Source organism: Knoellia sp. S7-12 (assembly GCF_040518285.1).
Classification (GTDB): Bacteria; Actinomycetota; Actinomycetes; order Actinomycetales; family Dermatophilaceae; genus Knoellia.
Window position 1 is genome coordinate 2,165,211 of record NZ_CP155449.1, and the last position, 11,726, is coordinate 2,176,936.

Below are 11,726 nucleotides of genomic sequence, written 5' to 3' on the forward strand. Positions count from 1 at the left end.
CCCAGTCACCGCCCGATCTGAGGTATCACCTTGTCCCGCCCCCGTTTTGCACCCCTCGCCGCGGCTCTCGTCGTCGGTGTCGTGGCCCTCGCCGGCTGCGGCGACTCCTCTGGCGACAAAGCCGGCGACGCGAAGGCCAACACCGGCCCGCTCGCCTCGGTGAAGGTCGAGGGGACTGACCCGGCCAAGGAGCCGACCGTCACCCTCGGGACCAAGCCGCTCAAGCTGACCGGTGAGTCCAAGCGTGTCGTCACCGAGGGCGAGGGCACGGTTGCCAGCGCGACCGACCTGCTGTCGATCAAGGCCCAGATCATCAACGGCACCGACGGCAAGGTCGTCACCAGCACCTGGAAGGAGGGCCAGCCGCTCGCCATCGACCTCATCGACCAGAAGATGCTGCCGCTCTTCAAGACCCAGCTGCCCGGATCCAAGCCGGGCTCCCGGGTCCTCATCGGGGCACCGACGTCGGCGGTCTACGGTCCGCAGGGCAACACGGATCTCGGCCTCAAGGCCGAGGACCCGATCGTCTTCGTCATCGACGTCGTCAAGGTGGTTGCGCCGCTCAAGGAGGCCACTGGCGCGGCAGTCGCCCCCAAGGCCGGCCTGCCCACAGTGAAGATGAACCCCGGCAAGGCCGCAGCCATCACCATGCCCAAGACGACGCCGCCCGCGGCCCTTGTCACCCAGCCGCTCGTCACCGGCAAGGGCGCCAAGGTGGCCGAGGGCCAGACCGTCCGTATCGCCTACACCGGCGCTCTCTGGCGTGACGGCAAGGTCTTTGACTCCAACGCCACCGGATTCACCACTGCCATCGGCGTGGGTCAGGTCGTCCCGGGCTGGGACAAGTCGATCGTCGGCCAGCCCATCGGCAGCCGCCTCCTCCTGGCAGTGCCCCCGGCCGACGGCTACGGCGAGAAGGGTCAGGGCGACATCAAGGGCACTGACACCATGGTCTTCGTCGTCGACATCCTCGGCGCCGTCTGACCCGTTTGTTCCGCACGACCACTGATCACCGCTCCGGAAGGACCTTCCATGGGTTTCGACCCCGCCACCACCAAGCCTGAGATCGACTTCCCGGGCGACGCAGCACCCACCGAACTCGTCATCGAGGACCTCACCGTCGGAGACGGCACCGAGGCCACGGTCGGCTCGACCATCTCGGCCCACTACGTCGGTGTCGCCCACTCGACCGGAGAGGAGTTCGACGCCTCCTGGAACCGCGGCGAGCCGCTGGGCTTCCGCCTCGGCGTCGGCCAGGTCATCCGCGGTTGGGACGACGGCATCGTCGGGATGAAGGAAGGCGGCCGACGCCGCCTGCTCATTCCGTCCGAGCTGGCCTATGGCGAGAGCGGCGCCGGCGGCGTCATCAAGCCGGGCGAGAGCCTGATCTTCGTCGTGGACCTGGTCAGCGTTCGCTGATCCGCTGCGTCGCACACACGCCAGCGACGGCGCTGACGACGAATGCGGCGACGTCCTCCTCGAGGCCACGCCCCATCGTCGACAGCTTCACCGGGCTGTGACGTAGCGCTTCCAGCACACCCTCCGTGCCGATCTCGACGACGTCGAGGTCGGCACGGCTGTGTGCGGCCAGGTCTGCGGCCTGCCGGCGGATGAGGGCTGCGAGCTCACCGCCGCCCGCGAGCACCGGGACGATCGCGGGAGAGAGCAAGGCCTTCCCGTATGCCGTGGTGCTGTGGTGCGAGATCCCGCGGTGCCGCGGGCGTGGGTCGCCTCCTGAGACGCGGAGCGCCGCGATGGAGGTGCCACCAAGGGCATGGGTCGCGTGCAGCGCCTCTGCGGCGGCCACACCGGAATAGCCCCATCGGGTGCCGGTGCCGACATTGCCCGGGCCCTGGGCGACGACGGTGACATCGGCTCCCACGACGAGGCGGGCTGCGAGCAGCCCACTGTGCAGTGACACGGCTTCGTGGTCGCCACCGAAGGCCTGACCCACGGTCAATGTTGATGCGAGCCAGCCGGCCTCCTTGAGTCCGGCCACCGCGCGCGAGAACGCGAGCGGCAGCGCTCCGCCGTCGGTCATGACATAGGCGACCCGGGCGTCCGGGCGCGCGAGACGCACGCCGGCGATGATCGCGGGCACGGCGGAGTGCAGGTCGGCGACGACAACCGGCATCCCATCGATGGAGTCGGCCTCTTGAAGGACGTCGTGGTGAATGCTGTCCTGCTCGTCGACCGCGAGGAACATCTGTTGCTGCGGCGTGTAGCGAGCCTTGACGATGTGTCCGGGGGAGTCCGGGGCGTCGTCCGGGAGACGATCGGGGATGGCCACGATGAACGCCAGGCCACCAGTGCCCAAACCCTTGAGCAGGGCCGAGGCGTTGAGGATCACCCGGTCTCCCGGCTCCGGACGCCCGACCATCGCCGTGTAGGCAAGGCCACGCACCTCGGAACCGGTGTCATCAGCGGAAGCCAGCCTCACGGCATACTCCACCGCTCCCGGCCATTCACGGATCGTCTCGACGACTACGCCCTCGCGCCACTGCATCACGAGGTGCAGGCTATCGAGTAGCGTCGGACAACATGAGCGCAGCGATGGGGCCGGCGGCCAAAACGGAGCGCCTCCTCAACCTCGTGCTCGTTCTCCTCTACACCCGTCGCCCACTGTCCAAGGCGCAGATCCGGGCACTGGTGCCGCAATACGGCGAGACCGCGTCGACAGAGTCCTTTGACCGGATGTTTGAGCGCGACAAGGACGAGCTGCGTGGGCTCGGGGTGCCGCTCGCAACCGAGGAGATCGACCACTTCCACGAGGACGAGCCCGGCTACCGGATCCACCAACGTGACTACGCCCTGCCCGACCTCGAGTTCGAACCCGACGAGCTCGCGGTCCTTGGCCTGGCCAGTCGCAGTTGGGCGCAGGCCTCGATGGCGGGACCCGCAGCACAGGCCCTGCGCAAGCTGCGCGCCGCTGGTGTCGAGCGCGACGAGGGCGCCCTCATCGGCATCGAGCCGCGACTGCGCACGACCGAGCCAGCCTTCGAGGCGGTCAAGGACGCGGTGCTGAGCCGCACGCCCATCACGTTCACGTACCGACGTCCCGAGGGAAGCGAGCCCCAGACGCGCAAGGTGCAGCCGTGGTCGCTCGTCCAGTGGCACGGCCGGTGGTACCTCGCGGGCTACGACCTCGATCGTGAGGACACGCGGGTGTTCCGGTTGTCACGCGTTGACGGTGCGGTTCGCAAAGCGGGTCGTGCTGGTTCCTTCAACGTCCCGGCCGACCACGAGGCACGCATCATGGTCGAGCGCTCCGCACCGCGAGGTCCAGCCCGACCGGCCACGCTGCTCGTCCGGCCCGGAGCCGCCCACAGCCTGCGCCGACGAGCCACGGCGACGTCCGAGACCGACAGCGGCTGGTCGCAGCTGTCCACCGACTTCCACGACGTCGATGGCTTCGCGGCCGAGATCGCGGGCCACGCCGACAACGTGCGAGTCCTCGACCCTCCGGAGCTGCTCGAGCGCGTGCAGACCCAGTTGCGCGCCACGCTCGCCGCGCACGAGGCAGGCGTCTGATGGCCACCGAGACCGCGACCAACCGGCTCGCCCGCCTGCTCACGATGGTGCCGTGGCTCGTCAACCGTCAGGGAATCGAGCTCGAGGAGGCCGCGCGCGGCCTTGACGTCTCCGTCGAGCAGCTCGAGTCCGACCTCAACCTGCTCTTCCTCTGCGGCTACGGGCAGATGCCCGACGAGCTCATCGAGGCCGACTGGGAGGAGGGTCGGGTCTTCGTGGGCAACGCGGACACGATCTCGCGGCCCCTGCGTCTCGGCGTGGATGAGGCAGTGACCCTCATCGTCGGGCTGCGCACCCTGCTCGACGTTCCCGGCCTGACCGAGCGCGACGCCATCGAGCGGGCCCTGGCCAAGCTCGAGGTCGCGTCAGGGACGGCAGCCGAGGCCGCAGCACGCGTGTCCGTGGATCTGGCCGGGGAGCGCGTCGACGACACCACCTTGGCCCGGGCTCGCGAGGGTGTCGAGCAGCACCGCCGCCTCCACCTGACCTATCACGTTCCCGGGCGCGACGAGTCGACCGAACGTGACGTCGACCCGATGCGCGTCATTGCGGCTGACGGGCACTGGTACCTCGAGGGCTACTGCCACCGTGCTGCAGGTGTGCGCGTGTTCCGGCTCGACCGGGTCGAGGACCTGACGGTTCTTGACCAGGACGGGACCCCTCCCGAAGGGGTGGCACCACGCGAGCTCGGTGAGAGCATCTTCAGCCCGGCCAAGGACGACCTTCTCGTGACGGTGCGCCTGCTGCCGGGCGCGCTCTGGGTGAGTGACTACTACCCGATCGAGTCCTCTCAGGATGCCAAGGACGGCTCCCGGACCATCACCCTGCGCACGGCGGACACCGCCTGGATCGAGCGGCTCGTCCTGCGCCTCGGCGGGCACGCGGTCGTCCTGGGCCCGCCTGATCTCACGGAGCGGATTGCCGCTCGTGTCCACGCAGCGTTGGCGCCACAGACTCACGACGTAGACTGATCACAGACCTCTCATCGGAAGAAGGCACAGCCTCATGCGCAACATCGGCGCCCCTGAAATCATCATCATTGCCGTCCTGCTCATCGTCATCTTCGGCTGGAAGCGCCTGCCCGACGCGGCACGCAGCCTCGGGCGCTCGGCCCGGGTCTTCAAGTCCGAGGTCGACGAGATGAAGAGCGACGGCAAGGACAAGAAGCCGTCCGAGACCGTTCCCGGTGAGACGGTGCACCGTGGGACTTCGCCGACGCCGACTGCCACCTCGCCGATCGACGAGAACGCGCCCCGGACGGACAACCAGTCCGGTCCCACGTCCGGTCCCACCGTCTGACCCATTTCTTCGATGCCCCGAGTTGCCAAGCCCGGTCGTCCTCGCCTGCCCCGCCGGCGCGAGCGTGACCCCGAAGGCAAGATGTCTCTCGGCGACCACCTACGTGAGTTCCGTCGACGGGTGGTCATTGCGGCGGCCACTGTTGTCGTGGCGGCCGTTGCGGCAGGTCTGAACTACGAGCGCATCTTCATCTTCTTGGCCGACCCGTTCTACGACTACAAGGACGCGAACCCCCAAAGCAGCATCAGCCTCAACTTCGGCGAAGCGACCTCAGCATTCTCGAACCTCATCACCCTGTCGGTCTTCGTCGGGGTCCTGGCCGCAAGTCCCGTGTGGCTCTACCAACTCTGGGCTTTCGTCGTTCCGGGGCTGACCAAGAAGGAGAAGCGGATCTCGCTGGCGTTCATCGCCGCGACCGTCCCCCTCTTCCTCGGCGGTTGCCTGCTCGCCTATGTCGTGCTGCCCCAGTCGCTGAAGTTGCTCTACGGCTTCTCGCCCGAGGGGACATCCAACATTCAGCAGGTCTCGGCCTACTTCTCGTTCGTCACCCGCTTCATCCTGGTTTTCGGTGGCGGCTTTCTCTTCCCAGTCTTCCTCGTGGCCTTCAACGCCGTAGGGATCCTCTCCGCCGAGAAGATGATCCGTGGGTGGCGGGTGGCGGTCGTGCTCATCTTTGTCTTCGCTGCGGTTGCCACCCCCACGGCCGACCCGATGACGATGTTCCTCCTCGCAGCTCCGCTGATGCTGCTCTACTTCGTCGCCTATGGCATCGCCAAACTCATCGACCGGAGGCGCGCCAAGAGTCGCCCCGACTGGTTGGAGACGTCTGACGACGAGGCCTCGGCCCTGTGACCGATCGCGCGCGCGAGCGCGTCGGGCTCGTCATCAATCCAACGGCGGGCAAGAACACCGGCGCTCGTATCGGGCGGGAGGCAGCATCTCTGCTGGCGGCCGCAGGTCACGAGATCGTCGACCTGTCCGCGATGGACGGAGCCCACGCCATCGAGCGGGGCCGCGCTGCCATCGCCGCCCGGACCATCGACTGCATCGTGGTGGCCGGAGGAGACGGCATGGTCCACCTCGGCGTCAACCTCATCGCGGGCACCGACGTGCCGCTCGGCATCATCGCCGCGGGGACGGGCAACGACAACGCGCGTGAACTCGGGCTCCCTGTCCGCGACGCCGCCAAGGCGGTCGAGCGCATCACCCACGGGGCGACTCGACGAATCGACGCCGTTCGCCACGTCACGCCTCATGGTGACGAGCGCTGGTTCCTCGGTGTCCTGGCCGCGGGCTTCGACGCCGTCGTCAACGAGCGGGCCAACGGCTGGAATTGGCCCAAGGGACAGATGCGCTACAACCTCGCGATCGCGCGTGAGCTCGGGGTCTTCAAGCCCATTCCCTATGTCGTCGAGATCGACGGAGTCCGCCACGAGACAAAGGCGATGCTCGTCGCGGTCGCCAACGGACCGGCATACGGAGGCGGCATGAAAGTCGTCCCCAGCGCCGAGTTCGACGACGGACTGCTCGACGTCCTCATCCTCCACGAGGTCTCGATCCCCACCCTGCTGCGTGTCTTCCCCAAGGTCTTCAAGGGGGCCCACGTTGATCACCCCGCCGTCGAAATCATCCGCGGACGTCACGTGCGACTCGAGGCCAAGGGGATCGTGGCCTACGCCGATGGCGAGCGCTTCGAACCGCTGCCGCTCGAGTGCGAGGTCGTCCCGGGAGCGGTCACCATCCTGACGTAGCCTGAGCGACATGAGCGGGCCAACGATTGAGTCCACCTCACACCTCGCGGCGTTCACGGCCGCGCTGAATTTCCCACTGGACGACTTCCAGGTGCAGGGGTGCGAGGCCGTCGAAGCGGGCAAGGGTGTTCTCGTCGCGGCACCGACCGGCGCGGGCAAGACGATCGTCGGCGAGTTCGCTGTGCACATGGCGCTGGCAACAGGGCGCAAGGCGTTCTACACGACGCCCATCAAGGCGCTCTCGAACCAGAAGTACCACGACCTCGTGGCCGTGCACGGCGCCGACAAGGTCGGTCTGCTCACCGGTGACTCCTCCGTCAATGGCGAGGCTCCCGTGGTCGTCATGACGACCGAGGTGCTTCGCAACATGGTGTATGCCGGCAGCCGCACCTTGCAGGGACTGGGCTTCGTCGTCATGGACGAGGTGCACTACCTCGCCGACCGCTTCCGTGGCGCCGTCTGGGAAGAGGTGATCATCCACCTGCCCGAGTCGGTGCAGGTCATCTCGCTGTCGGCGACGGTGAGCAACGCCGAGGAATTCGGTGATTGGCTCGCCGAGGTCCGTGGCAACCACGCGGTCGTCGTCTCGGAGCACCGCCCGGTCCCGCTCTGGCAGCACATGCTGGTGGGCAACTCGATGTTTGATCTCTTCGTCGACGGGACGTCTGAGCCGGATGCTGACGGGGCGTCGGCGCGGGTCAGCCCCGACCTGGTCCAGGCCATCCGTGGCGCCGAGCAGCATCGGGCTGACGGCTGGGTGCGGGGGAGCACACGCGACAAGGGGCGCGGGCCCGAGCGCACGCGCGACCACGGACGAGAACAGCCCCGCGACCACAACCGCGATCATGGCCGCGGTCCGGGGCGGGGTGGCGCCGGGTCCGGTTCAGCTGGCCCGGGTGGGCGCGGCGATCGAGGCTTTGCGCGGGGCGCACGCCCGGGTGGGGGAGCGACAAGGGCCGAGGTCATCGCCCAGCTCGACCGCGACGGCCTCCTGCCGGCCATCACGTTCATCTTCAGCCGCATGGGGTGTGAGGGCGCCGTCGGGCAGCTGTTGTCCTCCGACACTCGGCTCATCCCTCAGGGCGAGGGCGATCGGATCCGTCGTCACGTCGAGGAACGCATGGGTTCGCTGGCCGAGGAGGACCTCGGGATCCTGGGCTACTTCGACTTCGTCGAGGGTCTGTCGCGCGGCTTCGCCTGCCACCACGCCGGGATGCTGCCGCTGTTCCGCGAGATCGTTGAAGAGCTGTTCACCGCCGGTCGCATCCGCGCCGTCTTCGCCACCGAGACCCTCGCGCTGGGCATCAACATGCCGGCCCGAACCGTGGTCCTCGAGAAGCTGGTGAAGTTCAACGGTGAGACCCACGCCGACATCACCCCGGCCGAATACACCCAGCTCACCGGCCGCGCCGGTCGTCGCGGCATCGACATCGAGGGCCACGCAGTCGTCCAGTGGAGCCGGGGCCTCGACCCACTCGCTGTGGGCGGTCTGGCCTCGACACGCACCTATCCGTTGCGGTCGAGCTTCAAGCCGACCTACAACATGGCCGTCAACCTCGTCGCCCAGGTTGGCCGACAGGTGGCCCGCGACATCCTGGAGACGTCGTTCGCGCAGTTCCAGGCCGACCGCGCCGTCGTGGGAATGGCCACCAAGGTCCGTCGCAATGACGAGGCCCTCGAGGGTTATGCCGAGTCGATGCACTGCGATCTCGGCGACTTCCGCGAGTACGCCGAACTACGACGAGCCATTGCCGACGCCGAGAAGGACGGCGTGCGCAAGCGGTCTGCCGGCCGCAAGGCCGAGGCCGCGGTCAGTCTTGAGAAGCTCAAGATGGGCGACGTCATCAAAGTGCCTGCGGGCCGGCGCTCCGGCTGGGCCGTGGTCGTGCAGACCGCGAGGACCGGCAAGGGCGCGCCCAGCGGTCCGGGTGTCGTCACCGAGGACCGACAGTTCCGGCGGCTCACGCTGGTTGACGTCCCGGAGCCGGTCGAGGCATTGGCGTCGATCACCGTGCCCAAGCATTTCAACCCCAAGTCGCCCAAGGCTCGGCGCGACCTCGCGACGACCATGCGCATCGCCGTGCCACACGACTCACCACCCAAACGGTCCAAGGAAGTGGCGCAGGAGCGGGCGCAGGAGAACGATCGCATTGCCTTCCTGCGCACCGAGCTCAAGGCGCACCCTTGCCACCAGTGCCCCGACCGCGAGGACCACGCGCGATGGGCCGAGCGCTGGCACCGCCTGAAGCGCGAGACGTCGGGGCTGAAGCGCAAGGTTGAGGGTCGCACCAACTCCGTCGCACGCGTCTTCGACCGCATCTGCACGGTCCTCACGCAACTGGGCTATCTCGAGGACGACATCGTCACCGAGCGAGGTGAGCGGCTACGACGCCTCTACACCGAGCGCGACCTGCTGGCGGCGGAGTGCCTGCGCCATGACGTGTGGAAGCGGCTCGATGCGCCCGGGCTCGCTGCGTGCGTGTCCACCCTCGTCCACGAGCCGCGCCATGAGCAGGCCGATCCGTCACCCAAGATGCCCAATGACGAGGTGGCCGCTGCCATCACCGAGATGCAGCGGCGGTGGAGCGAACTCGACGATCTCGAGGGCGATCACGGTCTCGAGACGACCTCGGCCCCCGATGGCGGCATGGCCTGGATGGTCCACCGGTGGGCGAGTGGCGAGCGACTCGACGTGGTGCTGCGAGGGAACGACATGGCCGCTGGCGACTTCGTGCGGCGGTGCAAGCAGATCGTTGACCTGCTCGGCCAGATTGCCGACGCGGCACCTGACACTGAGCTGAGGCGCACGGCCCGCAAGGCCATTGATGGCGTCCGACGCGGTGTCGTCTCGGCCGACCGCCTGGATTGAGCACGCGATGCCCCTGGATCTCGTCACCCTCGTGGTCGACGACTACGACGAAGCACTGCGGTTCTTCACGGAGGCTCTCGACTTCGAGGTTGCGGAGGACGTGCCGTCGCTCACAACGGATGGCCGGCCAAAACGTTGGGTCGTCGTCCGGCCCCGGGATGGAGGGGCAGGCATCCTGCTGGCCCGAGCCGATGGCGAGCGGCAAGAGCGGATCGTCGGAGACCAGTGGGCCGGTCGCGTCGGGTTGTTCCTGCGTGTCACCGATCTCGACCGCACGTTGGGCCGGGCCGTTGAGGCAGGCTGTGCCGTCATTCGTCCTCGTCGACACGAGGCGTACGGTGAGGTCGTCGTCGTGCGGGATCCGTGGGGCAACCACTGGGACCTGCTCGGCCCTCAAGAGGTCTGAGCCGCCTGAAGTTGAAGGGCTGAGGGCTCAGGGGATCTGGAAGGCCGCCAGGACGCGGTTGATCGGGTTCGTGATGCCGTAGGTCGAGGCGAGCTCGCTCAGCAGACGTGTGTCGGCCACTGCCGTCGGCAGCACGATGTCGACATCCGCGACCGGTGCATCGCGGGCGACGCGCACCACGCGCGGTGCGACATCGAGGTATGCCGCGGCGGCCTCGAGATTGGTGCGCCGGGCACCCTTGATGGCTGGGTCACCGTCGGCCACCGCCTTGCGCAGTCCGTCCAGGGACCCGTATGCCGCGATGAGTTGGGCGGCGGTCTTGTCACCGATGCCCTTGACGCCCGGGAGCCCGTCGCTGGAGTCTCCGCGCAGGATCGACATGTCGAGATAGGCGTCACCGCTGGGCACGGAGTACTTCTCCTGCAAATAGGTCTCGGTGCCCTGATCCGGCTCTCGCACACCGCCTTTGCCGGTGTAGAGGACCCGCACCTCGTTGGCGTCATCGATGAGTTGCAGGAGGTCGCGATCGCCGGTGACGACGTCGATGGCCTTCGTGCCGCGGTGTCGTTCGACGAGGGTGCCAATGACGTCGTCGGCCTCGAACCCGGGCGCCCCGAGGCGCGCGATGCCCAGGGCGGCCAAGGCATCGCGGATGAGCGGCACCTGCGGACTGAGGTCGTCAGGTGACTCCTCGACGACATCACTGCCTTCAGTGAGTCGATGCGTCTTGTAGGTCGGGATGAGGTCGACCCGGAACTGTGGGCGCCAGTCGTCGTCCCAGCAGGCGACGAGGTGCGTCGGCTTGTGGGTGTTGACCAGCGTCGCGATCATGTCGAGGAACCCGCGCAGCGCATTGGTCGGCGTCTCGTCGGTCGAGGTGCGCTGATCCGGCACTCCGAAGAACGCTCGGAAATAGAGCGAGGCGGAGTCGAGGAGAAGCAGCCGTTCCGTCGTCATGACCGCCAGCCTAGTTGTGACGCGACCACTCAGAACGACCCGACGAGGTTCCCGATCACGAAAAGTGCGCCGGCGGCGAGCAGCAGGACAGCAAGCACAACATCCCACACCGTGCGGGGTGAGCCGCGCCCGATCCGAGTAGCCCGGACGGCCAGCGTCAGGGCCACGAGGAGGAAGGTCCCCGGAGCCAGGATGATGATTCCGGCGAAGGCCGCGAGATCGTTTGGTGTGAGCGTGCAACCGAAACCGAGGCCCTCGCACTGTCCTCCTGGATTCGTGCTGGGCGCGAGGGTGAACCACAGCGCCCACGCCGCCCACATAGCCACGAGAACGACGAAGACGATGAGCGAACCGCGTGGACGGGGCCGTGACGGGGCCGCAGAAGTCATGGGGACATGATGGCGGGAGTGCTCAGGCGAGTGCATGAGTAGGTGGGCTCAGTGAGACCCATCCGGCCATTTGCCTCTGGCACGTCTAGGCTCTCGGACGTGGAGGACCTGGACCGCAAGATCGTTGAGCAGTTGTCGACCGATGGTCGGATGAGCTACACCGACCTCGGGCGCGCCCTCGGGATGTCGACCTCCGCCGTGCACCAACGCGTGCGCCGCCTCGAGACGCGTGGCGTGATCAAGGGCTACACCGCCCGGGTCGACCACGCCGCAGTCGGAGTGGCCATCACAGCATTCATCTCGATCGCCCCGCTCGACCCGACCGCGCCCGATGACATCCCCGATCACCTGCGCGACATCGCGGCGATCGAGGAGTGCCACTCCGTGGCGGGTGACATGAACTACATCCTCAAGGTGCGCGTGGCCACACCACTCGAGCTCGAGCTGTTGCTCGCTCGGATCCGGGCAGCGGCAAACGTTTCGAGCAAGACGACGGTCGTCCTCTCCACCCCCTGGGAGTAGTC

13 protein-coding genes are annotated in these 11,726 nt (G+C 67.7%); 10 read left to right on the forward strand and 3 right to left on the reverse strand.

What is annotated here, in order from left to right:
* Positions 1 to 30 precede the first annotated feature (30 nt).
* Together V6K52_RS10440 and V6K52_RS10445 are read left to right on the forward strand one after the other, a co-directional pair.
* A complete protein-coding gene (locus tag V6K52_RS10440) occupies positions 31 to 984 on the forward strand; it encodes an FKBP-type peptidyl-prolyl cis-trans isomerase (RefSeq protein ID WP_353950051.1) in 954 nt (317 codons plus the stop codon).
* A gap of 48 nt (positions 985 to 1,032) precedes the next feature.
* Positions 1,033 to 1,419, forward strand: coding sequence for an FKBP-type peptidyl-prolyl cis-trans isomerase (locus tag V6K52_RS10445; protein ID WP_353950052.1), 387 nt, complete (start codon positions 1,033 to 1,035; stop codon positions 1,417 to 1,419).
* On the opposite strand, the gene V6K52_RS10450 is transcribed toward V6K52_RS10445, so the two are convergent.
* Positions 1,406 to 2,506, reverse strand: a complete 1,101-nt coding sequence (locus tag V6K52_RS10450) for a DUF3866 family protein (protein ID WP_353953764.1) — start codon at positions 2,504 to 2,506, stop codon at positions 1,406 to 1,408. The genes V6K52_RS10445 and V6K52_RS10450 overlap by 14 nt on opposite strands.
* Before the next feature lie 35 nt (positions 2,507 to 2,541).
* On the opposite strand from V6K52_RS10450, the gene V6K52_RS10455 reads away from it, so the two are divergent.
* The 7 genes from V6K52_RS10455 to V6K52_RS10485 are packed head-to-tail and all read left to right on the forward strand — an operon-like array spanning position 2,542 to position 9,856.
* Positions 2,542 to 3,531, forward strand: a complete 990-nt coding sequence (locus tag V6K52_RS10455) for a WYL domain-containing protein (protein ID WP_353950053.1) — start codon at positions 2,542 to 2,544, stop codon at positions 3,529 to 3,531.
* Positions 3,531 to 4,502: a WYL domain-containing protein gene (locus V6K52_RS10460; RefSeq protein ID WP_353950054.1), complete on the forward strand. Its 972-nt coding sequence runs from the start codon at positions 3,531 to 3,533 to the stop codon at positions 4,500 to 4,502. The genes V6K52_RS10455 and V6K52_RS10460 overlap by 1 nt, the downstream gene beginning before the upstream one ends.
* 34 nt (positions 4,503 to 4,536) lie before the next feature.
* Complete coding sequence (tatA, locus tag V6K52_RS10465) at positions 4,537 to 4,830, forward strand: Sec-independent protein translocase subunit TatA (protein WP_353950055.1); 294 nt, start codon at positions 4,537 to 4,539, stop codon at positions 4,828 to 4,830.
* A 12-nt stretch (positions 4,831 to 4,842) separates the two neighbouring features.
* Positions 4,843 to 5,682 (forward strand): twin-arginine translocase subunit TatC, encoded by an 840-nt coding sequence (gene tatC / locus V6K52_RS10470; RefSeq protein WP_353950056.1) that lies wholly within the window; start codon positions 4,843 to 4,845, stop codon positions 5,680 to 5,682.
* Entirely contained in the window at positions 5,679 to 6,581 is a 903-nt protein-coding gene (locus V6K52_RS10475) for a YegS/Rv2252/BmrU family lipid kinase (RefSeq protein WP_353950057.1), read from the forward strand. The genes tatC and V6K52_RS10475 overlap by 4 nt, the downstream gene beginning before the upstream one ends.
* 10 nt (positions 6,582 to 6,591) lie before the next feature.
* Positions 6,592 to 9,450, forward strand: coding sequence for a DEAD/DEAH box helicase (locus V6K52_RS10480; protein ID WP_353950058.1), 2,859 nt, complete (start codon positions 6,592 to 6,594; stop codon positions 9,448 to 9,450).
* A 7-nt stretch (positions 9,451 to 9,457) separates the two neighbouring features.
* Positions 9,458 to 9,856 carry a VOC family protein gene (locus V6K52_RS10485; protein ID WP_353950059.1) on the forward strand — a complete coding sequence of 133 codons (399 nt, stop codon included), beginning with the start codon at positions 9,458 to 9,460 and terminating at the stop codon, positions 9,854 to 9,856.
* Between the two features lie 27 nt (positions 9,857 to 9,883).
* On the opposite strand, the gene V6K52_RS10490 is transcribed toward V6K52_RS10485, so the two are convergent.
* Both V6K52_RS10490 and V6K52_RS10495 read right to left on the reverse strand, forming a co-directional pair.
* The gene (locus V6K52_RS10490) at positions 9,884 to 10,813 is read right to left on the reverse strand and encodes a 5'-3' exonuclease (protein WP_353950060.1); all 930 of its coding nucleotides are present in this window, start codon (positions 10,811 to 10,813) and stop codon (positions 9,884 to 9,886) included.
* A 29-nt stretch (positions 10,814 to 10,842) separates the two neighbouring features.
* Complete coding sequence (locus V6K52_RS10495) at positions 10,843 to 11,202, reverse strand: hypothetical protein (RefSeq protein ID WP_353950061.1); 360 nt, start codon at positions 11,200 to 11,202, stop codon at positions 10,843 to 10,845.
* Positions 11,203 to 11,301: 99 nt separating this feature from the next.
* Here V6K52_RS10495 and V6K52_RS10500 point away from each other — a divergent pair, with 99 nt between their 5' ends.
* Positions 11,302 to 11,724, forward strand: coding sequence for an Lrp/AsnC family transcriptional regulator (locus tag V6K52_RS10500; protein WP_353950062.1), 423 nt, complete (start codon positions 11,302 to 11,304; stop codon positions 11,722 to 11,724).
* The last annotated feature ends 2 nt before the right edge of the window (positions 11,725 to 11,726 follow it).

Coding starts and splice junctions, on each gene's coding strand:
- V6K52_RS10490 (WP_353950060.1), bottom strand. CDS start 10,813: ATGACGACGGAACGGCTGCTTCTCCTCGACTCCGCCTCGCTCTATTTC.
- tatA (WP_353950055.1), top strand. CDS start 4,537: ATGCGCAACATCGGCGCCCCTGAAATCATCATCATTGCCGTCCTGCTC.
- V6K52_RS10495 (WP_353950061.1), bottom strand. CDS start 11,202: ATGACTTCTGCGGCCCCGTCACGGCCCCGTCCACGCGGTTCGCTCATC.
- tatC (WP_353950056.1), top strand. CDS start 4,843: ATGCCCCGAGTTGCCAAGCCCGGTCGTCCTCGCCTGCCCCGCCGGCGC.
- V6K52_RS10450 (WP_353953764.1), bottom strand. CDS start 2,506: ATGCAGTGGCGCGAGGGCGTAGTCGTCGAGACGATCCGTGAATGGCCG.
- V6K52_RS10485 (WP_353950059.1), top strand. CDS start 9,458: ATGCCCCTGGATCTCGTCACCCTCGTGGTCGACGACTACGACGAAGCA.
- V6K52_RS10455 (WP_353950053.1), top strand. CDS start 2,542: ATGAGCGCAGCGATGGGGCCGGCGGCCAAAACGGAGCGCCTCCTCAAC.
- V6K52_RS10480 (WP_353950058.1), top strand. CDS start 6,592: ATGAGCGGGCCAACGATTGAGTCCACCTCACACCTCGCGGCGTTCACG.
- V6K52_RS10445 (WP_353950052.1), top strand. CDS start 1,033: ATGGGTTTCGACCCCGCCACCACCAAGCCTGAGATCGACTTCCCGGGC.
- V6K52_RS10460 (WP_353950054.1), top strand. CDS start 3,531: ATGGCCACCGAGACCGCGACCAACCGGCTCGCCCGCCTGCTCACGATG.